The organism is Mesorhizobium sp. ESP-6-4 (assembly GCF_020164735.1).
In the GTDB taxonomy this organism is placed as follows: domain Bacteria; phylum Pseudomonadota; class Alphaproteobacteria; order Rhizobiales; family Rhizobiaceae; genus Mesorhizobium.
On record NZ_JAIUGS010000001.1, the window covers coordinates 98,090 to 117,544 of the forward strand.

Consider the following 19,455-nt stretch of genomic DNA (forward strand, 5'->3'; position numbering starts at 1 on the left):
CATGCCCCGTTGAGCAGGGCATGCAAATTCACGGGCTACTTTTTCGGCCGGATTTCAGCAGGCAGATATCGCGATATCTCAAAGCCCGCCGCCACCTGACACATGGTTGGTTTCTTCCAGGTCTTCTTCATCGAGTTCTCCTTCTGCAACCATAAGATCGACGGCCGTTAGGGCCAAGTGGTCCACTTTGCTAGGCCGCCTGCAAAGCACGTTGATTGGCGTCGCTCTCGCCAAGAGCGTTGAGCGCCTCGTCGGTTGCCGATTCTTCCTTCAACGTTTGTCGGAGCAGCGGAAGAGCATCCTTGAGACCGAGCTGTTCGGCCCATGCGATCAGCGTGCCGTAGCGTGCGATTTCATAATGCTCGACCGCTTGCGCGGCGCCAACCAGCCCTGCGTCAAGCGCCGGCTCGTCCTTGTACTCTTCGAGGATTTCCGAGCCCTCCTCGATGATTCCGTCGATAGCAGGGCAGGTCTTGCCCCTGGCCGGCTTGCCGAGCATGTCGAAGACTTGTTCCAGGCGGTCCACCTGGTCTTCAGTTTCCTTGAGGTGCTTTTCGAAAGCGGCGCTTATCTTTTCGGACTGTGCTGCTTTCGCCAGCTTTGGCAAAGCCTTCAGGATCTTTTTTTCAGCGTAATAAATGTCTTTTAGTCCGTCCAGGAACAGGCTTTCCAAGCCGTTCGAGGTCGCGGACGAAGCTTTTTTCGGCATCTTAGGTCCTCCTTGGGTGTAGGGATGCGCCTGCGGCACTCTTCCTAATCCGTCCGGGGACCCGAAGTTCCGACAAGAGTGTCATCATCGCTGGCGCCGTGCCCACAACGACTTAGCTCCGAAGGCAGTCCGGTTGAGGAGACGTCAACTTCCGACTCGTCCGACATCGCGCATCCGCTCGATTTCCTCCGGCTCTTTGTCGTCCATTCCGGCGATCTCGTTGCGAGCCTTGTCGTTCGCCTTGATCAGCTCATCGAGTTTCGCCTGCAATGCTTGGGTGTCGCGATGCTCGGCCCTTTGAATAAACAGCGTCATTGCCCAGGTGATCAGCGTCGCGGCGCCGTGCCAGTCAAGTGTCTCCCGCTCGAAGACGTACCAAGCAAGAGTGTAGCCGCCCAAAATCAAAAAGGCCGCCGGTCGGGACGTCAGTGTGCCGACTTTGGTCAGCGCTTCTCGAAGCTGCAATGTTGCCATGCCTGCGAACGGCTGAGCGCAAGCCGGGTTCCCGCTGGATACGTTGGGCTGGAACCTAGCTCGAGGCGGGAACGTCCCCCTCGTGTCAAGCGCTCTCGCCGTGGAAAGCCATCGAGTGTGTCCCCAGAGTGTTCAAGCTCCCCACCGTGCAGCGATCCGCCCATTCCCCGCCGTTTCGGATTTACGGAACATCGGCGTCATCGTCCAGTTATCTCGCGTCGAGGAGGAGGTGCTCCATGAACGCGACAAAGGAATTCCTGCGAAGCTGGCTGGAAGAGAATGTCGGCAACTTGCCGACCGACACCGAGATCAGCGTTGCGATGCTGGCGCAGCAATTCGAGCAAGACGCCGATGCCGCCGGCTACGGTCGCGAGGTGCGCGAGCAGGAGGTGGGCAACATTGAGGACGCCATCCAACGTGCACTAGACAAAGCCGGCGAGGAAAACAGAGGGTCGGAATCCAGTGCTGATCACGAGAATTCGCTGGCGCCTGTCATCGATGCCCTGGAAGATGTCGAGCCTGAACAGGATGATGCCGAGGGCTCCGGCAAGCCGGCTGTCTAGTCTAGCGGTTCTCCTTGGTCAGCGTCGAAATTACCGCGTCCAGAACCGTCTTTGGGCAAGTCTCTCCTTCGCGCAGCGCTTCGAACAGGGAGGTCACCAAGCTTTCCAGCGTTCCGCCGTGATCCTTCGACAGTTTCGAAGCTGCCTGCGTTAGCGCTTCGAATTCCAAAAGACTGAGTTGAGAGTGGCGCGTCATGGTTCCTTCCTCGCGAGGCGGACGCAGGACGCAACCGGACGCTTGCCGCACTCGTAGAAGTGCAGCGGTTCAGCCTCAACCACATTTGTTGCAAGAGGCTGTTGCTTCTCCCGGCTGCGGAGCAGTAACGAGGTCGATCCCGCTGCCCACGGAACAAAGGCCGGCCACAGAGGTTTGGCCGGCTTCCAACCTGCCCGGAAGTCAGCAGACATCCGATGAAAGCGGAGAAGGTGCTCAATGACGAAGCCCCGCCAAAACGACGATCCCGCGCGATCAACCCCAAGCAGCGATCGGACCGGCCAGCAAACAGGAGCGGACAGGGATTCGCCGCAGGAAGATCCGGTTGAAGGCTCGCGCAAGATTGTGGATCGCGAGCTCGCCCGGCAAAAGCCGTCGGCCGGGGCTGATAAGAAGGAGGCCGAGCAGAGCCTGCGCGACCAAGTCGAGGAAGAGACCGAGCTGCCTCAGAAAGGGTCGGCCTGATAGCGAGCAGGGCGGCTGTAAAGTCGCCTGCTCCGCCACACCGCCTGATTTCCAACGATGACGGCAAAGTTCAGGAAGAACCTGCTTCTGTTGCTTGCGGCGGCAGCGGTTGGCTTGTCCCTGTACAATGGCCAGCTTGCGCGACGGGCGTTGGCCGCACGTCCGCTCGGGCGCTTCATCCATCTCCGGGGAACGAAGCTGCATTTCCTGGAGGCGGGCAATGGGCAACCGCTTCTGCTGTTGCACGGCAATGGCGCCTCGGCGGAAGACTTCACGACAAGCGGCATCTTCGGCAGAGCCGCCGCCAGATATCGCGTACTTGCCTTCGACAGGCCCGGCTTCGGCATGAGTCCACGCCCGGCCGGCAGACCTTGGACCGCAGCTGCCCAGGCCGACGTCATCGATGCCGCGGTCGCGAAACTTGGCATCGGGCGCTACATGGTTGTCGGCCATTCCTGGGGTGCAGCGGTGGCGCTCGAGATGGCGCGCCGGCATCGCCGGTCGGTAGCTGGCGTCGTTGTCGTCGCCGGGTATCATTACCCGTCGCCGAGACTGGCCCTTGCCATTTCTGCGCTGCCGGCGGTTCCACTGCTCGGGACGGTGCTGCGCCACGCTTTGCTGCCTTCGCTGGTCAGGCTGAACTGGCATTGGGCGATGAAGCAGATTTTTCATCCGGCAACGGTCGCGATGCCTTTTGCGGCGATGACAAGAGGATTGGCGAGCCGGCCCTCGCAGCTGCGCTCCATATCCGCTGAATCCTTTCTGATGCTGGTATCGGCACTCTTCCCAAATCGCCGATATGCCGACATCGCCGTCCCTGTCGGGATAATTGCCGGCACGGGCGACCAGCTGTTCGATGCCAAGGCCGAGGCGCTGCGGCTGCAATCAGAGATAAGCCACTCGCTCGTAGAAATCGTTTTGGATGCGGGACATATGGTGCATCAAAGCAATCCGCAGGTGATCCTAGCGATGATCGACAAGGTTGCGGCTCTTGCCAACATTGGTGACATGGCGAAGCAATCGGCTCGCACGACATGATTAGGTGCGCGGTCCGCGGAACAACGTAATACGGCCGAGATTCGGCTGGCTTTCAACGGAGAACCAGCCACGTATTTTACCGACAAAGAAATTGCAATTCCCGGTCAGGGTGGAAAAGCCGAACCCGATCTTCGCGCGCGCCCTGCAACAGGCAATCGGCGGCGCAAAACCCGAACACGGAGGAACTTTCGCGTGGCTGCGGCTTGATCTTCGGGATTTGATGCGATTGCAGCGAGGGGAAGATGTCGCGCACCGTTGCCCGGCCGAGCCGGGCTTTCCTGCCCCTGCTGGCGCTTGCCTCTTGCTCCTCGTCTAAAACGATTGACCAGCAATCGAAGCGTGCGGCCTCGACGGCGCAGGCGGCAGTGCTGTTGAGCGACGCCTGGCTCTCCGGCGCCGCGCCGTCCCATTATGCGTCCTCTGCGTTGCAAACCTTCGCCGAGACACTCGCCGCCGGCCAGCAAGTGGAATCGGCGTCTCCCTCCGACCGGGGAAAGCGAGATTCGTTGGCAGCGGCTGTTACCCGGCTGTCGAATGCGGCAAGGCGGGCCAAGGACGCGGTCGAGGCCGAACAGGATGCCCAGGTCGGTCAGGCGCAACAGGAGCTTCGGGCCGCGCAAGGCGATCTCGCTGTGGCCTATCGCCAGTATTTTGCGCAGCAGCAATGAAGAAGCTGCTCGAAATTTCACTCGGTGTCGTGACCAGCGTCGGCGGCTTCGTGGAGGTCGGCTCGATGGCGACGGCGGCGCAGGCCGGTGCATTGTTCGGCTACCAGCTCATCTGGGCGAGGATGGCGACTGTAAATCTCGAGCATCTTGCCGGCAGGCCTGTATTCTCCGAGCGCGGCAAGAGCATCGGCTATATCGAGGAGATCATCGCAGAGCAGGATGGTGACGATCTCGTCGTCACCGAATTCCATATCGGCATCTTCGCGGCGTTCGAGCGACTGTCCGCGTCGACTGTCGGCACCGCATTGCTCGACTTCTTCGCGCTGAGCCGCCGCGAGGGCCTTTATCGCATTCCCTGGGACAAGATCGATATTTCCGATCCGACACGCCCCAGGCTGCTTTGCCCAGACGAGAAGCTTGCCGCTTTGAAGGCAAAGCCCATGGGCAAATGAGAACTCGCTAAAAAGCTGCTCGTCCAGGGGAACATCGTAGCCGGCAGGAAGTTCGAACTAAATCGAGGAGGCTGCACCATGAACAGTGTCATCTATCTCATTGGTCTGATCGTCGTCGTGCTGGCAGTGCTTTCCTTCCTCGGCTTTCACTAGGAGGCACCATGCAGCGCGAGAATGATCGGGGCCCTGAGTCCGCCGACTTTGCCAAAGCCAAGGACGAAGTTTCCGACCGAATCCGGCAAGAAACGCAAAGCGCCGGCGAAGCTCTCCACGATGCCGGCGACGAGGTCGCCCGCAGGGCTGGAGCGTATGCCGCCGAAGCCCAGCAGGCCGTCTCCGAAAAAGCGGAGCAGACGCAGCGCGATATCGGATCGAGCCTGGCCGCTTTCGGCGGCGCCCTGCGCGCCGCGAGCGATCACTTGGCTAACAGCGACCAGAGTGCGGCCTCGAAGTTCATGCAGGAGGCCGCAAGCGGGCTGGAGCGGCTGTCCTCCTCGTTGAAGGAGAAGCCGTTCGGACAAGTGCTCGAAGACGTTCAGTCCTTTGGCCGCGAGAATCCTGGAGCGCTTCTTGCCGGTTCGGTTCTGGCGGGATTGGCACTTGGCCGCTTCATGAAGGCTTCGCCGCCCAGCACGCGCCGCCCGACGCAGGCCGCGGCCAAGTCTGGACATTCCGGACAAACCGGCCTGGGAAGGAGTGCACGACGGGACAGCGCTCCCTCAAATTGGGGTTCCGACGGCGGCATACCCGGCAAGGCAGCGGAGCTGAAGAAATGAGCACTCACGATAATCCAAGTCTCGGCACATTGGTCGCCGATCTGGCGCAACAGGTGAGCACGCTCGTGCAAACGGAGGCGAGGCTCCTAAGAGCGGAGATCTCGGAGAACGCGACCAAGGCTGGCGCAGGCGCCGTCGAGGTGCTGGGCGGCGCGATATGCCTGCTCGCTGCGCTGCTGGTTTTGTTGCAGGCGCTCGTGATCGCTCTGGCCCGCCTTGGTCTGGGCGCCGGGTGGTCCGCTTTGCTCGTTGGCGTGGTCGTGGCCGTGCTTGGCGTGATCCTGTTGCGGACCGGCATGGCGAGCATGGCGCCTTCCGAGCTCGCGCCGGACCGTACACAGGAACAGCTCAAGCGTGACGTGAACGTGATCAAGGAACAAGCGAGATGACCGAGAGATCCGCAGCAGAGCTCGAACGCGAAGCGGAAGCCACGCGCGCAAGAGTGGTGGCGACCGCAGACTCCATTCGCGACAAGATGACCCCCGGGCAGCTCTTTGACGAATTCACCGGGCATTTCAGAGGCGGCGCGGGCTCCGAAATGCTTCACAACCTGAAGGCCCAGGTTCGGGACAATCCATTGCCGCTGACGGTGATCGGCGCGGGCCTGGCCTGGCTGATGTTGGGCAGCGGCGCCTCCGCCACCCCGGCTGGTACCGATGGTGTGACGCGGCGCGGTCCTGGCCTCGATCATGGAGCGTTCGGCGCTGGAATAGGTTCGACCGCCTCGGATGCGGCAGGCGCTGTCGCCGAAGCGGCCAGCGGGGCGGCCGGCACAGTGTCGAACCTGGCAAGCAGCGCAGCCGACACACTGGCGAGCTCGGCGGCGGCTGCGGCCGATATGGCAACGAGTGCCAGCCGCTCGGCACATAGTCTGCTTGAGGACCAGCCTCTCGCAGTGGCTGCCGTCGGCCTCGCCATCGGAGCTGCCATCGGCGCCATGCTGCCCCACACAGAGGTCGAGGACGAGCGATTGGGCACCTATCGCGAGAGGCTTCGGGACAGTGCGGAAGACACTTTGAAAGAAGGCCTCGACACCGCAACGCAAGTCGCGGCGGAAGCCTACCAGTCGGCAAGCGACGAAGCCGGACGGCAGGCGTCGAGCGAGGGCACGCTGGCCGACAAGGTCGGCGGGGTCGTCAAAGCCGCGGCCGACAAGGCCGACGAATCGGTGCGCGAGAAACTTTCCGATTCCGACGCGTCCTCGTCCGGGAAATCGTAGCCGCTTTTTCAACATTCAAGGAACAATGCGCGCCTCCCTCGGTTCGGGCGGCGTCAGATAGATGGAGACACCGCAATGGCTGAATCGCGCGAATGGCTTGTCCAATGGCTGAGGGACGCTCACGCCATGGAGGAACAGGCAGAGACGATGCTGTCGGGGCAATTGAGCCGGATTGAGAGCTACCCTGAACTCAGCGAGCGAATTCGCAGCCATCTGGAAGAGACGAAAGAGCAGGCGAGGCGGCTGAAAACCTGCCTAGATGGCCTCGATGAAGGTTCCTCCATGTTGAAAGACGCAGGCGGCAAGCTGACCGCTACAGCGCAGTCGATCAGCGGCGTCTTCGCCGGCGACGAAGTCATGAAAGGCTCTCTGGCGAGCTACACGTTCGAGCACATGGAAATCGCGTCCTATACGATCCTCATCGCCGCGGCCAACGCCGCGGGCGAGGCTGAGATTGCCCGTGTTTGCGAACAGAACCTGCGCGAAGAAGAAGCCATGGCCGAGTGGTTGAAGAGCAACCTGCCGCAAGTCACGCAAAAGTTCCTGACGCGGGCGGACGCCGACAGCGACAGCGCGAAACGCTGACTTGGAAAGACCACCGCCAGGAACAATCCGCATTTCCAGCTGTTAGGGTCGCGGTCGGTCCTCCCTCTACCGGTCGAAGGCTGGGCCCGCCCCGATGGTTTAATGGGGCGGGCCCGGTTGGCATGAATCCAGGAACATTCCTTCTTTCAAAACATTAGGGTCGCTCCCATCCTGGAGTGCCCATGCCGATATTGAACATCCGACTTGGCTTGCCCGACCTGAGCCGGATGCGGCTGGCGCTGACGTTTCTCATGCTGCTCGCCATCGCCCTGCCCGGTCTGGCCGAGCCGCAGACGTTGGTGATCGGCTATCTCGGCGAAATGCGCAAACCACCTCTGCCCCTCGGGCCGCTGGACGAGGTCGTCACCGACGACGGCCTGCAAGGTGCCCGGCTCGGCATCGCCGACGATGCCAGCACCGGCCGCTTTCTCGGCCAGCAATTCCGGTTGCAGCAAGTCATCCTCAAGCCCGGCGAGACGCCAGCCGAAGCAATCAAGGAATTCGCCGCCGCCCGCATCAGCTTTGTGGTTGCCGATCTGGATGCCCTCCAATTGCTGCAGGCGAGCGCAGCTCCTGGCGCCGAGCGGATGACGCTGTTCAACAGCCGCGCGCCCGATGATCGCCTGCGTCAGGAGGATTGCCGCAGCAACGTGCTGCATACAATTCCGAGCCACGCCATGCTCGCCGACGCCCTGGCGCAATATCTGATCTGGAAACGCTGGCAGCACTGGTTCCTGCTGGTCGGCCCGCATCCGCAGGATCAGGCGATGGCGGCTGCCTTCCGGCGCGCCGCGACGCGCTTCGGAGCGGAAATCACCGTCGACCAGCCCTGGACGTTCCGTCCCGCCAATGGCCGCGCGGACACGGGGCACGTCACGCTGCAGACCGAGATCCCCGCCGCCACGCAAGTCAGCGACTATGATGTTCTGGTCGCAGCCGACGAAGCCGATGAATTCGGCGCCTATCTCGAGGGGCGCACCGCTCTTCCGAGGCCGGTGGCCGGGACGCAAGGGCTGGTCGCAACCGGCTGGAGTGCGGTCAACGAGGAGTGGGGCGCCACGCAGCTCCAGGATCGCTTCCACAAGCTGGCCGGGCGCTGGATGCTGCCCAGCGACTACGCCGCCTGGCTTGCCGTCAGAAGCGTTGGCGAGGCGGCAACGCGGCTGCACAGTCTCGATCCGACCGCGATCGGAAACTATCTGCGCAGCGACGATTTCCTTCTCGCCGGCTTCAAGGGACAGGGGCTGAGTTTCCGTCCGTGGGACGGGCAGATGCGCCAGCCCATCCTTATCGCTGGCCCTCGCCTGCTCGTCTCGAGTTCGCCACAGCCGGGCTTCCTTCACCAGCGTACGACGCTGGACACTCTGGGCATCGATCTGGAGGAGAGCACGTGCAAGTTCTGATCGCGCTCGTCCTTTCGATGTTGATCCTCGCTCCTTCCGCCTGGGCAGAGACGATTTACGTTTCCAACGAGCAGGACAACACCGTCGCGGTCGTCGACGGGGCGACCATGACCCTTCAGGACACGATCGAAGTCGGCCGGCGTCCGCGCGGAATGGCGCTTTCGATCGACAAGAAGACGCTGTTCGTTGCCGAAGGCGACGATAACCGCATCGACATGGTCGATCTCGCCAAGCGGCAGGTGGTCGGTCGATTGCCTTCCGGCGCCGATCCGGAATTCTTCATCGCCCACCCGGATGGCAAACGGCTCTTTGTGGCCAATGAGAACGACAATCTGGTTTCGATCGTGGATATCGCTGCGGCCAAGGTTATCGGCACCGTCGACGTCGGGGTGGAGCCCGAAGGGATGGCGGTTAGTGCCGACGGCCGCACGGTCGCCTGCACCTCCGAGACCACGAGCATGGTCCATCTTATCGATGCCGCCACGCTCGAGCTCATCGACAATCTGCTCATCGACACGCGGCCGCGCGCGGCGACGTTCTCGCCGGACGGCAAGCAATTGTGGGTGTCGTCCGAAATCCGCGGCACCGCCACGGTGTTCGACGCCGCGACGCGCGCTCAAACGGGCAAGGTCGAGTTCGAGGTGCCGGGTATTCGGCGCGAGGGCGTGCAGGCGGTCGGTATCGTGATGTCGCGCGACGGCGATAACGCCTATGTAGCGCTCGGTCCGGCCAATAGGATTGCCGAGGTCGATACCAAGACACTGACGGTCCGGCGCCTCTACCTTGTCGGCCAGCGGCCATGGCATGTTGCGCTCTCGGACGACCAGAAGCGCCTGATCAGCGCCAACGGCAACTCGGGCGATATCTCCTTCATTGACCTGGAGAATCGGGAGGTGGTGAAATCGCTGCCGGTGGGGCGCGGCCCATGGAGCGTCGTGATCGGCCCATGAACGCCTTGTCGGTCGAGGATCTGGACCACAGTTTCGGAAACCGGCGGGTTCTCCAGGGGGTCTCGTTCGCTGTGGCTGAAGGGAGGATGTGCGTCCTGCTTGGACGCAACGGGGCCGGCAAGACGACTTTGTTCTCGCTGATCACTGGTCTCTATCACGCGCGGGCAGGATCTGTGCATGTCTTTGGCCAGGCGATGGAGGCGAACCCATCCGCCACGCTCGCGCAAATGGGCATCGTTTTCCAACTGCCGACGCTCGATCTCGACCTGACGGTGGGGGAGAACCTGCGCTACCACGCGGCCCTGCACGGGCTTCCTACAGACCTGAGCAAGCAGCGCTCCAGGGAGGAACTCAGCCGCCTGGGAGTGCTGGACAGGATCGATCATCCCGCCCGCGCGCTGTCCGGCGGTCAGCGCCGACGCGTGGAGATCGCAAGGGCGCTGATGCATGGTCCGCGCCTGCTGCTGCTCGACGAGCCGACCACCGGGCTCGATGTCCCCGGACGGCGCGCGCTCGAGCGGCATGTGAGAGAGCTTTGCCGCGAGCGCGGCATTGCCGTTGTGTGGGCGACGCATTTCCTCGAAGAAGTGGGAGCCGATGACGACATCGTCGTGCTGGATCAGGGCAGGGTGCGCTGGGCCGGTCGCGCTGATCGCATCTCTCCCGAGCTTGGGGTCGAAAGCATCGCGGAGGCATTCGCCTTGCTGACGGGTTCGCCATGAAGACGTATCACGCATTGCGGGCGCTCCACGGCATCTTGCAGCGGGAAATGCTGCGCACGCTGCGGCAGCGCGCGCGCCTGTTCTCCGCGATGGTCCGTCCGCTTGTCTGGCTGGCGATCTTCGCCGCCGGCTTCCGCTCGGTACTGGGCCTGTCGATCACGCCGCCTTACCAGACTTATGTCCTCTACGAGGTCTATGTTGTGCCCGGGCTGGTGGCCATGATGCTGCTGTTTCATGCCATGGCAAGCTCGCTGGCCATGGTCTACGACCGCGAGATGGGCAGCATGCGCCTGCTGCTGACGGCACCTTTGCCGCGCTGGTACCTGCTTGCCGCGCGCCTGCTGGCCAGCGTGATCGTCGGCCTGCCGCTGGTCTACCTGTTCCTTTTCGTGGCGCGCTTCTGGGACGTGCGGCCGCCGATCCTGGGCTATGTTGCCGTGTTTCCGGCGCTCGTGCTGTCGGGTCTGATGCTCGGTGCGTTCGGCCTATTGGTGTCCTCGATCTCGACCCAGATGGAGAACTTCGCCGGCGTGATGAACTTCGTCATTTTCCCGATGTTCTTTGCCTCGACGGCGCTCTATCCGATCTGGCGGCTCGCCGAAGCCGGCCCGGTGCTGGCGACGATCGCCGCCTGGAACCCATTCAGCTCGGCGGTCGAGCTGATCCGCTTCGCGCTCTACCTGCGGTTCGATGTGGTTTCCATGCTCGTCGTTGTCGCCTGCCTTGGGGCATTCTTCCTGGCGGCGGTGGTCGGCTACGATCCAGGCCGCGGCCTGTGGTCCCGGCGCGGCGGCGAAGGCTGATTATCTGAGGGCATAGAGATAGGCCGCGATATCGCGCGCCTGCTGCTCGGTGATCCTTGTCGACGGCATGGCGGTATGCGGGTTGATTTCCCTTGCCGACCGGATCCAGCGGATCAGGTTCTCCGGATTGTTTGCCAGAACGCCGCCGATATAGACACGGCCGGCTAGGCTGCCGTCGAGGCGCGGCCCGACCTGGCCTTGCGCTCCCGGCACGCCGGGAATCGTATGGCAGCCGGAACAGCCATTCGCGGTCATGATCGGAATGGCGCGTGCGCCCACGCCGCCGGTCGCCACATCCGACTCGTGCCGGACGCGCTCGCGCCGGTCGGTCCATAAGGCCGCCGCGCCGACTGCCGCGGCCAGCAGGAGGATCGCGGCAAGGGCGCCGCCGATCAGCCTAGCCAGGTCGGAGCGCATGCGTTGCCTCCCTGGTTCCACTGTTGCTTATCCAAAGGCCGGCGAGCAGCAAGGCCGCTCCGCCATAGATCAAACCGGCCGGAACCCACATTGCTAGCCCGGCGAGCTGCTGGTCCTCGATCGGGCTCAGGCCCCAGATCGCCGCGCCGGAGGCATTCGCCGGATACCAGAGTTTTGGCGATAACAGCAACAGAACGCCGAGCAGGCCGGTATGCAGCGAGGTGAAGAAAAGATGCATGACGGAGCTGCCACAGGTTTGCTGTCGACCAGAGCGCGGCAGAAGCGCCCACCAGAACAGCAAGGCGGTGCCGAGGAAGCTCGCGTGCTGCGCATAATGCAGTACGCCCTGCTGAAGTGCTGCCTCGAACAGGCTGGGAATGTGCCAGATCCAGATCGTTACCCCATGAATGACTGTCGCGTTGAGCGGGCGCGCGGCGAGGGCCCAGAGCGCCTGCAGCACCTTGCCGTGGGTGAGCTTTCCTGTCCCTCGGCGAAGTTTGGCCGGCAATGCCCACATCAAGGCCGCGCCGGGGCAGGCGGCGATAAGGAGCGGCGCCGCTACGGCCATCAGCAACTCGTGCTCGATCATGTGGGCTGAGAACACGCGCTCGCCGAGCGCGTGTATCGGGCTGACCAGCGCTCCGGTCAACACGCCCCAACCGGCCGCGAACAACAGAGCCTGTCGTAGCCGCTCCGGTCGGCCCCGGCCGCTGCGGCGCCATAGCCGCCTTGCGCCGATCCCATAGATGAGCGCGAGTCCAGCCAAGGGAAGCGTGATGGGAAACGCCAACGTCCATCCGGCCTCGGGCGCGTCGGCGCCATAGCAGATCGAGGTCGAAAAGAAGGCCTCAAGGCTCATCGCAGGCACTCGTCGAGGATAAGCGCGGCGCTGCCCTGCATGAGGATGACGAGGGCGAACAGCAGCGCCGCGAGCATGCCGAGATCGGCGACGAAACGCTCGGTGCTGCGCGTGCGCTCAGGCTTGAAGGCGGCGCCGCCTTGCCGCTTCGCCCGCCATGATAGCGCGCCGCCGAGCAGCGAAAACAGCGCGAGCAACAGCGCCACCGGGAGCACGACCTGAACCTGGCGATTGCACTGCCAGTGCACGAGCGAATAGTTCAGCTGCGTCGAGATTGCCCAGGCCAAAGGCCCCGACAACAAACCTCCCCAGGACGTGCCCAGCCGCAGCGCGCGCATCTCAGCCCAGCCCCGGTAGCCAGTAGATGAGCAGGTAGATCGGGATCCAGGTGAGAACCACGAAATCCCAATAGAAGACATTGTCGCCGACATCGCCGAAGCGCCGGCCGCTGTAGCCATGGTGCGTGAACATCAGCACCGTCAGAACGATCGTGTCGCCGACATCGGTGATCAGATGCGTGGTGTGGAGACCGAGCAGCACCCACAGCATCGAGCCGTAGGCGTTCGTGTCCCAGTAGATGTTCAGCGCCGGAAATTCGAACCAGCGCACGACGAGCGGCGCGATGCCGAGCAGCGACATCACCACCATCCCGATCCGCACCGGTCCGATAGCGCATTGCTTGGCGTAGCCGTTCAGTATGTGGTTGGGAACGAGGCTGGCGATGAGAAGCAGCGTTACGATCGTTCCCGGCCAATGGTTGGGCTGCGGAGCGCTTAGCCGCCAGTTGGGCCACAACGTCGCGAGATAGAGATAGGCGCCGGCGGCCAGCGCAAAGCCCGTGCCCTCCAACGCCATGAAGCCAAGCGTGCCCCACCAGGTCGGGCTACGGGGGCCATGTCCAAAGGTCGGGAGGGCGGAAAGATCCATGGCGGGACGCTGGTTCATTCCTCGTCCTCCGGATCGCCCTTGGGCCAGAACCATCCGATCAAGGTGATGGCGATCGGCGCGGCGCCCCAGACGATCGCCCAGGGCGTGAAGATCGAGTAGAGGAAGGTGCCGCCGACGGCGATCGCCGCCAGCAGCGGCCAGATCGACGGCGTCGCCGATTTCTCGCGGATGTCGGGATGGGCTTCCGCCACCGTCGAGACGACCAACTCGCGCACGTCGACGCGAAGCCCGATCGCGACGGGGAGCGCCTCGCGTTGGGCCCAGAGCGGCTCGATATTCATCACGATCGGAATGCGCGCGAAATTGTAGCTGGGCGGCGGCGAGGACGTCGCCCATTCGAGCGTGCCGGCGTCCCAGGGATTGTCGCCGGCAGGCGCACCCCTCAATGCGCTGTGGACGAGGTTGAAGGCAAACAGCACGAAGCTCAGGAAGAAGAGCGCCGCGCCGGCGCTGATGAAGAAATTGATGTTCCCCCAGCCGAGCTCGGCCGGATAGGTGTAGACCCTGCGCGGCATGCCCCACAGGCCGACGATATGCATGGGGAAGAAGGCCGCGTTGAAGCCGACCATCGCCAGCCAAAAGTGCCAACGCCCGAGGCGCTCGCTCATCATGCGGCCGGTGATTTTGGGAAACCAAAAATAGGCAGCTCCGAGCAGCGGAAAGACCGAGCCGCCGATCAGCACGTAATGGAAGTGAGCGACGACGAAATAGGTGTCGTGCACCTGCAGGTCGAGCGGCACGGAGGCAAGCATGACGCCAGTCAGGCCGCCGATGACGAAGATGAAGAAGAAGCCGAAGACGAACAGCAGCGGCGTGCGGATCACCGGTCTGCTGTCCCAGAGAGTCGCCAGCCAGCAGAAGATCTGAACGCCGTTGGGGATTGCGATCATCATGCTCGAGGCGGTGAAGAAGCTGGCCCCCAGTTTCGGCAGCCCGGTCGCGAACATGTGGTGGACCCAGAGGCCGAACGACAGGAAACCGACCGCGATGAGCGACAGAACCAGCCCGAGATGACCGAAGGCCGGGCGCCGTGCGAAGGCGGGGATGATGGCGGACACCATTCCTGTCGCCGGCAGGAAGATGATGTAGACTTCGGGATGTCCGAAGAACCAGAAGAGATGTTGGAACAGCAGCGCGTCGCCGCCTTCGGCCGGGTTGAAGATATGCGTGCCGACGAGCCGGTCCAGGATCAGGAAGGTCGAAGTGACCATTACCGCCGGCATGGCGAACACGACGACGAAGGACGTGACCAGCAATGCCCAGACGTAGAGCGGGATCTTGTCGAGCGACATGCCGGGTGCCCGCTGCTTGAACACGGTGACGATTGTCGCGACGGCGACCGCCAGGGATGATACCTCTGTATACGTGATCATCTGCGCCCAGACGTCTGCGCGCTTGCCTGGAGCGTATTCCGGCCCGGACAGCGGCACATAGGCGAACCAGCCGACATCCGGCGCCATCGAGAGGGCGAAGGACACCCAGGCGAAGAGGCCTCCTGAGACATAGACCCAATAGCTGAAGGCATTGAGGCGCGGAAAGGCGATGTTGCGGGTGCCGACCATTAACGGCACCAGATAGATTCCTGTCGCCTGGACGATGGGCACAGCGAACAGGAACATCATGGTGACGCCATGCATCGTAAACAGCTGGTTGTAGAGATCCGGCCCGATCAGGCCGCGCCGCGGACCCGAGAGTTGGATGCGCATGACAACGGCGTTGAGGCCGCCCAAACACAGAAACAGAAAGGCGGTGATCAGGTATCGGCGGGCGATGACCTTATGGTCGACGCTCGACAGCGCGCCGATGATACCGGGAGGCGTACGCCACGTCCGCGCCAGCCACCGATGCAGGCTGGCATCGTCCAAGCCGGTGTCGCGCGGTCCGTCGCGCTCGGGTGCAAGATCGCCTTTGGCGGACGCCTCGCGTTCGGGCGGCAGATCGCGTTCGCTGGTCAGATCCGCGCTGCTCATTTCAGCCCCTCGAGATAGGCGACGATGGCGTTGAGCTCGTCGCCGCTCAGATCGGCTACCGGCATGTGAGAACCCGGCTTGATGCCTTGCGGGTCCGCTATCCAGGCGGCGAGATTGCCGCGGCTCATCGTCAATGTTCCGGCCGCAAGCGTTTGCCGGCTGGCTATATGCGTCAGGTCGGGAGCGACCGTTCCGCCTGCGGGGGTGCCGCCGACTTTGTGACACATGACGCAAGGGCGTTTCAGGAACAGGTCCTCGCCTGCCTCGGCCTCGTCGCTCATTGGAGCGGCGGCTGGTTGCAGCTGATCGTTCCACCAGGCGTCGAACTTTTCGCGCGGTTCGGCGATGATGAAGGTGCCCATGTTGGCGTGCTGCGCGCCGCAGAACTCGGCGCATTGGCCACGATAGACGCCCGGTTTATCGGCCTTGATGTCGAGCACGTTCATGTGGCCCGGAATGAGGTCGAGCTTGCCGGAAAGGCTCGGCACCCAGAAGGAGTGAATCACGTCGGTCGAGGTGATAAGAAGCCGCACCGGCTCGCCGGCTGGAATGTGGATCTCGTTCGCCGTGGTCAGGATGTGGCTCGGTGTGGCATCCTCGTAGCGCACCTCCCACCACCATTGATGACCGGTGATCCGAATGGTCAGCGCGGCGTCCGAGCCGATCGCGGCGAGCGTCCTGTTGGCGAAGAAGCTTAGCAGAGTGAGGCCGACCAGGATCACGGCGGTCAGCCCGATAGCGGTCATCACCACGCGCAGCTTGCGATTGTCGGCATCGGCGTCGATTACAAGCGGCTCGGCGCGCTCTCGTGGCCGCATCATCAATGGCAAGGCAAGAGCGATCATCACCAGCACCCACACCGCCGCGCACAGGCCGGTGAAGAACCAGATCAGCCATGCGAGCTCACTTGCCGCGGGACCTTTCGGGTCGAGCGCCGATTGCCAGCCTGCGCATCCCTGAAGAAACAGGGCGATTGCCGTGGCGAATGCAATCGGGGCGAAGCGTTTCACGGCGACTTCCCCAGCGTGGCGGCATTCGGCATACGATTTTCCGATGGATGCGCCATCATGTCGTCATTGCGCGACGGCGCGGCGGAGGAAGGCGCGTTGCCGCTCAACGAGCGAACGAAGGCCGCAAGCTCCCAGATCTGGTCGTCCGGGACCTTGTCGCGGAAGCTGGGCATTCCGTTCGGCCGCCCGTCGCGGATCGTGGCATGGATGCTTTCCATCGAGCTGCCATAGATCCACTTTTCGTCCATCAGCGCCGGGCCCATGCCGCCGCCGCCATTGGCATGGCATCCTGAGCAGTTGAACCAGCCGAACAGGCGCTTGCCTTCGCTCAGATGAAAGGCATTGGCCTCGAAGCTCGCCGCTTTGTTGTCTGTGGGGGAGGGCCGCTGCCCGCCGGGTTCCAGAGTTGTCACCGGCATCGGCTGCTCGCCCGAGCCGAGGGCCGATTGCGGGCGCGTATCCCGCTCCTCGCGCTGGCAACCGACGAGCATCAGCACCACAGGAACAAGCATAGCGGCAGCGCACCTCATCGCACCGGACTCCCCGAAGCATCGAGGCGCGGCACGCCATACTGCGCCAGCAATGCCTCGATCTCCGCCTTGTGCTTGGCCAAGGCAGTGTTCACGTCGCCGCGCAAGGCGTCGTCCTCGCGCCGCACGCCCATCGAAATATCGTAGATCATGGGTAATTGCGGTCCGTCGATGCGAGGCGCAACCGGCGTGATGCGCAGCGGGACGTTCTGCTTCTGGGCAAAATAGCCGGCAAGCGGTCCCCATACCACGGCTAGGTCGATCTCGCCGCTCGCCACCGCCTCGACGATGCGGGCCGGCGGATTGGGGGCGGAGTAGTCGCCATAGACCGGATAGCCCACCAAGTGACCGATGATGCCGCGGCGGCCGAGCGCCTGGACCGGAGGCGAGTTGGCTCCGTCGTCGCCGATGAGTTGAACGCCGATGCGCATGTCGCGCAGCCGCGGGTCGTTGAAGGAGGCCACGTCGGGACCGTCCTGGCGGGTCACGAAGACATAGGACGATCGGTAGTAGGGAGTGGTGGTGCGCAGCATTTCGAGATTGGCCGGCGTGCCGGGCACGAGATCGCAGAGACCCGCCTTCAGCGTGTTGCGCACGAAGCCGCGGCGCTGCGCCCACCAGGTGTAGGTCAGCTTCGCGCCGAGATCGGCGGCAATGATTTCGGCGATCCTGTTCTCGAATCCCTGTCCAGCCGCATTGGAAAAGGGCAGGTTGTTCGGGTCAGCGCAGACCCTGAGCTCACGAGCGCCGGCCGTCGCCGGAAAGAGCAGCAAGGCGAGCGCGGTGATGCCGAGCGCTATCGGCGGGAAAGCCTTCCGCGCCACGCTGTGGATCACACCGAACACATCAGGGCAGCCGGAACACATAGAGCGTGCCTCCCGCCGTGGTCGCGTTCTTCAGGTCCTTCATCGCATTGACGAAACCGAGCGCGGCGGTAGCGTCGCGCGGGTCGAGGTCGCCCGATACGATGGCGCCAGCCCAGCCGCCGACGCCGGACAAGATGGCGACGTATTGGTGGCCGTCCGGGCCGCGATAGGTGATGGGCTGGCCGATAATGCCGGACGAGGTCTTGAACTGCCAGAGCAGGTCGCCGGTCTTAGCGCTCACCGCCTTGAACCAGCCTTCCATCGTTCCATAAAAGACCACATCGCCGGCGGTGACAACCGCGCCGCTCCACACCGGGAAATTCTCCTTGAGGCTCCAGGCGGGTTTTTCGGCCGCGATGTCCCAGGCGGTGAAGGCGCCGCGATTGCCGCCCGGCCCCGGGATCATGCGGACGTTCATCCCGACGTAGGGCGTGCCGGCGATGTAGTTCACCTCGACGCCTTCTTCGTCCATGCACAGATTGTTGTGCGGGATGTAGAGTAGGCCGGTCTTCGGAGAGAAGGCGGAAGGCTGCCAGTCCTTGAGGCCCGACGCGGTCGGGCAGATGTCGCGGACGACCTTGCCGGTGCCCGTCACCTTGTCCGGGTTTTCCATCAACCTGCCGGTCTTGAGGTCCACGCCCTTGCTGGAATTGACGGGGCCGTAAGGTTTTGCGGACAGGACCTCGCCGGTGGTGCGATCAAGGACGTAGAGATAGCCGTTGCGTTCCGGCCGGACCAGCACCTTGCGCGGCTTGCCCTGCCAGTTCATGTCGAGCAGGATCTGCTCGTTGATGCCGTCATAGTCGTGCAGGTCGTGCGGGGTCCACTGGTAGAACCATTTAGCCGCCCCGGTATCGGGGTCGCGCGCGAAAATGCCCGACGTCCATTTATTGTCGCCAGGCCGCAGATCGGGATTCCAGGGGCCGGGATTGCCGGTGCCGTGGAAGATAAGGTTGAGATCCGGATCGTAGGAAATCCAGCCCCACATATTGCCGCCGCCGATCTTCCAGGCCTCCGGCGGCCATGTCGTGACGCCGAGGTCTTTGCCTTTGTCCATGTCGTAATGCGGCTTGAAGTCCGGGCCGATCAGCACCTCCTTGTCGGGGCCGGTGTTGTAAGCCGTCCAGACGACATGACCGTCGCCAGCGTCGAGCGCCTTGACCCAGCCGCGAACGCCCATCTCGCCGCCGGAATTGCCGACCAGCACTTTGCCTTTCACCACAAGCGGCGCCATGGTGATGGTTTCGCCGATATTGATGTTGCCGACATGCGCGTTCCAGACCGGCTGGCCGGTGTTCGCATCGAGCGCGATGGTGTGGCCGTCGAGCGTGTTGAAGAAGATGCGCCCATCCGCGAAAGCCGCGCCGCGGTTGACGACGTCGCAGCAGGCAACCCCTTGCGCGGCGGGCTCAGGATTGGGTTCGTATTTCCACTTGATCGGCACGCCGGGCTTGGAGAGATCGAGTGCGTAGACGATGTTGGGAAACGGGCTCACGATGTACATCGTGCTGCCGACCACCAGCGGCGCCGCTTCCTGGCCCTTGTTCACGCCGGTGGAAAAGGTGAATGCGACCTGCAGATTCTTGACGTTGCCTTCGTTGATCTCGGCGAGCTCGCTATAGCGGGTCGAGGCGTAGTTCTTGGCGGGCATCGTCCATTGCCCGTCATCGGGCGGCGCGGCCGCGGCAGGCGGTGAGATCGCGGGTGCCGGCGGCGATTCCGAAGCGGCTGTCAGCAAGGGGGCGCAGACCAACAGCATCGCTGCAAGGGCGCACGGAGAATGTTTTCGGGGCGCCGACGAGCGCTTGGTCATG

Annotated in this window: 26 protein-coding genes; 13 read left to right on the forward strand and 13 right to left on the reverse strand. The window is 63.3% G+C overall.

The features are described from left to right. Positions 1–35 precede the first annotated feature (35 nt). The 3 genes from LB523_RS00475 to LB523_RS00485 form a co-directional block, all read right to left on the reverse strand. Complete coding sequence (locus tag LB523_RS00475; RefSeq protein WP_108702850.1) at positions 36–131, reverse strand: pyrroloquinoline quinone precursor peptide PqqA; 96 nt, start codon at positions 129–131, stop codon at positions 36–38. Positions 132–190: 59 nt separating this feature from the next. Further along, the gene (locus LB523_RS00480) at positions 191–709 is read right to left on the reverse strand and encodes a ferritin-like domain-containing protein (RefSeq protein WP_095768525.1); all 519 of its coding nucleotides are present in this window, start codon (positions 707–709) and stop codon (positions 191–193) included. 144 nt (positions 710–853) lie between these two features. Further along, positions 854–1,183: a low affinity iron permease family protein gene (locus tag LB523_RS00485; RefSeq protein WP_095768526.1), complete on the reverse strand. Its 330-nt coding sequence runs from the start codon at positions 1,181–1,183 to the stop codon at positions 854–856. Between the two features lie 236 nt (positions 1,184–1,419). Here LB523_RS00485 and LB523_RS00490 point away from each other — a divergent pair, with 236 nt between their 5' ends. Beyond that, the gene (locus LB523_RS00490; protein WP_095768527.1) at positions 1,420–1,746 is read left to right on the forward strand and encodes a DUF768 domain-containing protein; all 327 of its coding nucleotides are present in this window, start codon (positions 1,420–1,422) and stop codon (positions 1,744–1,746) included. A gap of 1 nt (position 1,747) precedes the next feature. Here the strand turns inward: LB523_RS00490 and LB523_RS00495 are convergent, their stop codons facing one another. Beyond that, positions 1,748–1,942, reverse strand: coding sequence for a hypothetical protein (locus tag LB523_RS00495; protein ID WP_140839317.1), 195 nt, complete (start codon positions 1,940–1,942; stop codon positions 1,748–1,750). A gap of 237 nt (positions 1,943–2,179) precedes the next feature. On the opposite strand from LB523_RS00495, the gene LB523_RS00500 reads away from it, so the two are divergent. The 12 genes from LB523_RS00500 (at position 2,180) to LB523_RS00560 (ending at position 11,041) form a co-directional block, all read left to right on the forward strand. Further along, entirely contained in the window at positions 2,180–2,425 is a 246-nt protein-coding gene (locus tag LB523_RS00500; protein ID WP_095768528.1) for a hypothetical protein, read from the forward strand. Positions 2,426–2,515: 90 nt separating this feature from the next. After that, positions 2,516–3,463, forward strand: a complete 948-nt coding sequence (locus LB523_RS00505; protein ID WP_224600523.1) for an alpha/beta fold hydrolase — start codon at positions 2,516–2,518, stop codon at positions 3,461–3,463. A gap of 242 nt (positions 3,464–3,705) precedes the next feature. Further along, positions 3,706–4,131, forward strand: coding sequence for a hypothetical protein (locus LB523_RS00515; protein ID WP_224600524.1), 426 nt, complete (start codon positions 3,706–3,708; stop codon positions 4,129–4,131). After that, positions 4,128–4,583 (forward strand): hypothetical protein, encoded by a 456-nt coding sequence (locus LB523_RS29430; protein WP_224600525.1) that lies wholly within the window; start codon positions 4,128–4,130, stop codon positions 4,581–4,583. The genes LB523_RS00515 and LB523_RS29430 overlap by 4 nt, the downstream gene beginning before the upstream one ends. 161 nt (positions 4,584–4,744) lie before the next feature. Then, positions 4,745–5,359, forward strand: coding sequence for a hypothetical protein (locus tag LB523_RS00525; RefSeq protein WP_224600526.1), 615 nt, complete (start codon positions 4,745–4,747; stop codon positions 5,357–5,359). After that, a complete protein-coding gene (locus tag LB523_RS00530) occupies positions 5,356–5,748 on the forward strand; it encodes a phage holin family protein (RefSeq protein WP_095768531.1) in 393 nt (130 codons plus the stop codon). Before LB523_RS00525 ends, LB523_RS00530 begins: the two co-directional genes overlap by 4 nt. Next, positions 5,745–6,578, forward strand: coding sequence for a DUF3618 domain-containing protein (locus LB523_RS00535; RefSeq protein ID WP_224600527.1), 834 nt, complete (start codon positions 5,745–5,747; stop codon positions 6,576–6,578). Before LB523_RS00530 ends, LB523_RS00535 begins: the two co-directional genes overlap by 4 nt. Positions 6,579–6,653: 75 nt before the next feature. Next, complete coding sequence (locus LB523_RS00540; protein WP_095768533.1) at positions 6,654–7,163, forward strand: ferritin-like domain-containing protein; 510 nt, start codon at positions 6,654–6,656, stop codon at positions 7,161–7,163. Positions 7,164–7,345: 182 nt separating this feature from the next. Continuing rightward, positions 7,346–8,566, forward strand: a complete 1,221-nt coding sequence (locus LB523_RS00545) for an ABC transporter substrate-binding protein (protein WP_224600528.1) — start codon at positions 7,346–7,348, stop codon at positions 8,564–8,566. Next, on the forward strand, positions 8,554–9,516 hold the full coding sequence (locus tag LB523_RS00550; RefSeq protein ID WP_224600529.1) for a PQQ-dependent catabolism-associated beta-propeller protein: 963 nt from the start codon (positions 8,554–8,556) through the stop codon (positions 9,514–9,516). The genes LB523_RS00545 and LB523_RS00550 overlap by 13 nt, the downstream gene beginning before the upstream one ends. Next, positions 9,513–10,238, forward strand: coding sequence for an ATP-binding cassette domain-containing protein (locus tag LB523_RS00555; protein ID WP_224600530.1), 726 nt, complete (start codon positions 9,513–9,515; stop codon positions 10,236–10,238). The genes LB523_RS00550 and LB523_RS00555 overlap by 4 nt, the downstream gene beginning before the upstream one ends. Next, positions 10,235–11,041: an ABC transporter permease gene (locus LB523_RS00560; RefSeq protein WP_224600531.1), complete on the forward strand. Its 807-nt coding sequence runs from the start codon at positions 10,235–10,237 to the stop codon at positions 11,039–11,041. Before LB523_RS00555 ends, LB523_RS00560 begins: the two co-directional genes overlap by 4 nt. Here LB523_RS00560 and LB523_RS00565 read toward each other — a convergent pair whose 3' ends face one another. From LB523_RS00565 to LB523_RS00605, 9 genes are read right to left on the reverse strand one after another with little or no spacing between them, the layout of a single operon-like run. Next, positions 11,042–11,458 carry a c-type cytochrome gene (locus LB523_RS00565; protein WP_224510172.1) on the reverse strand — a complete coding sequence of 139 codons (417 nt, stop codon included), beginning with the start codon at positions 11,456–11,458 and terminating at the stop codon, positions 11,042–11,044. Continuing rightward, positions 11,439–12,317, reverse strand: a complete 879-nt coding sequence (locus LB523_RS00570; protein ID WP_224600532.1) for a cytochrome c oxidase assembly protein — start codon at positions 12,315–12,317, stop codon at positions 11,439–11,441. The genes LB523_RS00565 and LB523_RS00570 overlap by 20 nt, the downstream gene beginning before the upstream one ends. Next, positions 12,314–12,655: a hypothetical protein gene (locus LB523_RS00575; RefSeq protein WP_095768540.1), complete on the reverse strand. Its 342-nt coding sequence runs from the start codon at positions 12,653–12,655 to the stop codon at positions 12,314–12,316. Before LB523_RS00575 ends, LB523_RS00570 begins: the two co-directional genes overlap by 4 nt. A 1-nt stretch (position 12,656) precedes the next feature. Further along, entirely contained in the window at positions 12,657–13,262 is a 606-nt protein-coding gene (locus LB523_RS00580; RefSeq protein ID WP_224600533.1) for a heme-copper oxidase subunit III, read from the reverse strand. Then, positions 13,259–15,235 carry a cytochrome c oxidase subunit I gene (ctaD, locus tag LB523_RS00585; protein ID WP_224600534.1) on the reverse strand — a complete coding sequence of 659 codons (1,977 nt, stop codon included), beginning with the start codon at positions 15,233–15,235 and terminating at the stop codon, positions 13,259–13,261. Before ctaD ends, LB523_RS00580 begins: the two co-directional genes overlap by 4 nt. Further along, on the reverse strand, positions 15,232–16,245 hold the full coding sequence (coxB, locus tag LB523_RS00590) for a cytochrome c oxidase subunit II (protein WP_224600535.1): 1,014 nt from the start codon (positions 16,243–16,245) through the stop codon (positions 15,232–15,234). Before coxB ends, ctaD begins: the two co-directional genes overlap by 4 nt. Beyond that, entirely contained in the window at positions 16,242–16,775 is a 534-nt protein-coding gene (locus LB523_RS00595; protein WP_224600536.1) for a c-type cytochrome, read from the reverse strand. The genes coxB and LB523_RS00595 overlap by 4 nt, the downstream gene beginning before the upstream one ends. After that, entirely contained in the window at positions 16,772–17,641 is an 870-nt protein-coding gene (locus LB523_RS00600; protein ID WP_224600537.1) for a substrate-binding domain-containing protein, read from the reverse strand. Before LB523_RS00600 ends, LB523_RS00595 begins: the two co-directional genes overlap by 4 nt. Beyond that, on the reverse strand, positions 17,622–19,454 hold the full coding sequence (locus tag LB523_RS00605; RefSeq protein ID WP_224600538.1) for a methanol/ethanol family PQQ-dependent dehydrogenase: 1,833 nt from the start codon (positions 19,452–19,454) through the stop codon (positions 17,622–17,624). The genes LB523_RS00600 and LB523_RS00605 overlap by 20 nt, the downstream gene beginning before the upstream one ends. Position 19,455: the final 1 nt, after the last annotated feature.

Excerpts from the sequence above, each read along its gene's own strand:
- LB523_RS00475 (WP_108702850.1), bottom strand. The coding sequence starts at position 131 with ATGAAGAAGACCTGGAAGAAACCAACCATGTGTCAGGTGGCGGCGGGC.
- LB523_RS00480 (WP_095768525.1), bottom strand. The coding sequence starts at position 709 with ATGCCGAAAAAAGCTTCGTCCGCGACCTCGAACGGCTTGGAAAGCCTG.
- LB523_RS00485 (WP_095768526.1), bottom strand. The coding sequence starts at position 1,183 with ATGGCAACATTGCAGCTTCGAGAAGCGCTGACCAAAGTCGGCACACTG.
- LB523_RS00490 (WP_095768527.1), top strand. The coding sequence starts at position 1,420 with ATGAACGCGACAAAGGAATTCCTGCGAAGCTGGCTGGAAGAGAATGTC.
- LB523_RS00495 (WP_140839317.1), bottom strand. The coding sequence starts at position 1,942 with ATGACGCGCCACTCTCAACTCAGTCTTTTGGAATTCGAAGCGCTAACG.
- LB523_RS00500 (WP_095768528.1), top strand. The coding sequence starts at position 2,180 with ATGACGAAGCCCCGCCAAAACGACGATCCCGCGCGATCAACCCCAAGC.
- LB523_RS00515 (WP_224600524.1), top strand. The coding sequence starts at position 3,706 with ATGTCGCGCACCGTTGCCCGGCCGAGCCGGGCTTTCCTGCCCCTGCTG.
- LB523_RS29430 (WP_224600525.1), top strand. The coding sequence starts at position 4,128 with ATGAAGAAGCTGCTCGAAATTTCACTCGGTGTCGTGACCAGCGTCGGC.
- LB523_RS00525 (WP_224600526.1), top strand. The coding sequence starts at position 4,745 with ATGCAGCGCGAGAATGATCGGGGCCCTGAGTCCGCCGACTTTGCCAAA.
- LB523_RS00530 (WP_095768531.1), top strand. The coding sequence starts at position 5,356 with ATGAGCACTCACGATAATCCAAGTCTCGGCACATTGGTCGCCGATCTG.
- LB523_RS00535 (WP_224600527.1), top strand. The coding sequence starts at position 5,745 with ATGACCGAGAGATCCGCAGCAGAGCTCGAACGCGAAGCGGAAGCCACG.
- LB523_RS00540 (WP_095768533.1), top strand. The coding sequence starts at position 6,654 with ATGGCTGAATCGCGCGAATGGCTTGTCCAATGGCTGAGGGACGCTCAC.
- LB523_RS00545 (WP_224600528.1), top strand. The coding sequence starts at position 7,346 with ATGCCGATATTGAACATCCGACTTGGCTTGCCCGACCTGAGCCGGATG.
- LB523_RS00555 (WP_224600530.1), top strand. The coding sequence starts at position 9,513 with ATGAACGCCTTGTCGGTCGAGGATCTGGACCACAGTTTCGGAAACCGG.
- LB523_RS00560 (WP_224600531.1), top strand. The coding sequence starts at position 10,235 with ATGAAGACGTATCACGCATTGCGGGCGCTCCACGGCATCTTGCAGCGG.
- LB523_RS00565 (WP_224510172.1), bottom strand. The coding sequence starts at position 11,458 with ATGCGCTCCGACCTGGCTAGGCTGATCGGCGGCGCCCTTGCCGCGATC.
- LB523_RS00570 (WP_224600532.1), bottom strand. The coding sequence starts at position 12,317 with ATGAGCCTTGAGGCCTTCTTTTCGACCTCGATCTGCTATGGCGCCGAC.
- LB523_RS00575 (WP_095768540.1), bottom strand. The coding sequence starts at position 12,655 with ATGCGCGCGCTGCGGCTGGGCACGTCCTGGGGAGGTTTGTTGTCGGGG.
- LB523_RS00580 (WP_224600533.1), bottom strand. The coding sequence starts at position 13,262 with ATGAACCAGCGTCCCGCCATGGATCTTTCCGCCCTCCCGACCTTTGGA.
- ctaD (WP_224600534.1), bottom strand. The coding sequence starts at position 15,235 with ATGAGCAGCGCGGATCTGACCAGCGAACGCGATCTGCCGCCCGAACGC.
- LB523_RS00595 (WP_224600536.1), bottom strand. The coding sequence starts at position 16,775 with ATGAGGTGCGCTGCCGCTATGCTTGTTCCTGTGGTGCTGATGCTCGTC.
- LB523_RS00600 (WP_224600537.1), bottom strand. The coding sequence starts at position 17,641 with ATGTGTTCCGGCTGCCCTGATGTGTTCGGTGTGATCCACAGCGTGGCG.
- LB523_RS00605 (WP_224600538.1), bottom strand. The coding sequence starts at position 19,454 with ATGACCAAGCGCTCGTCGGCGCCCCGAAAACATTCTCCGTGCGCCCTT.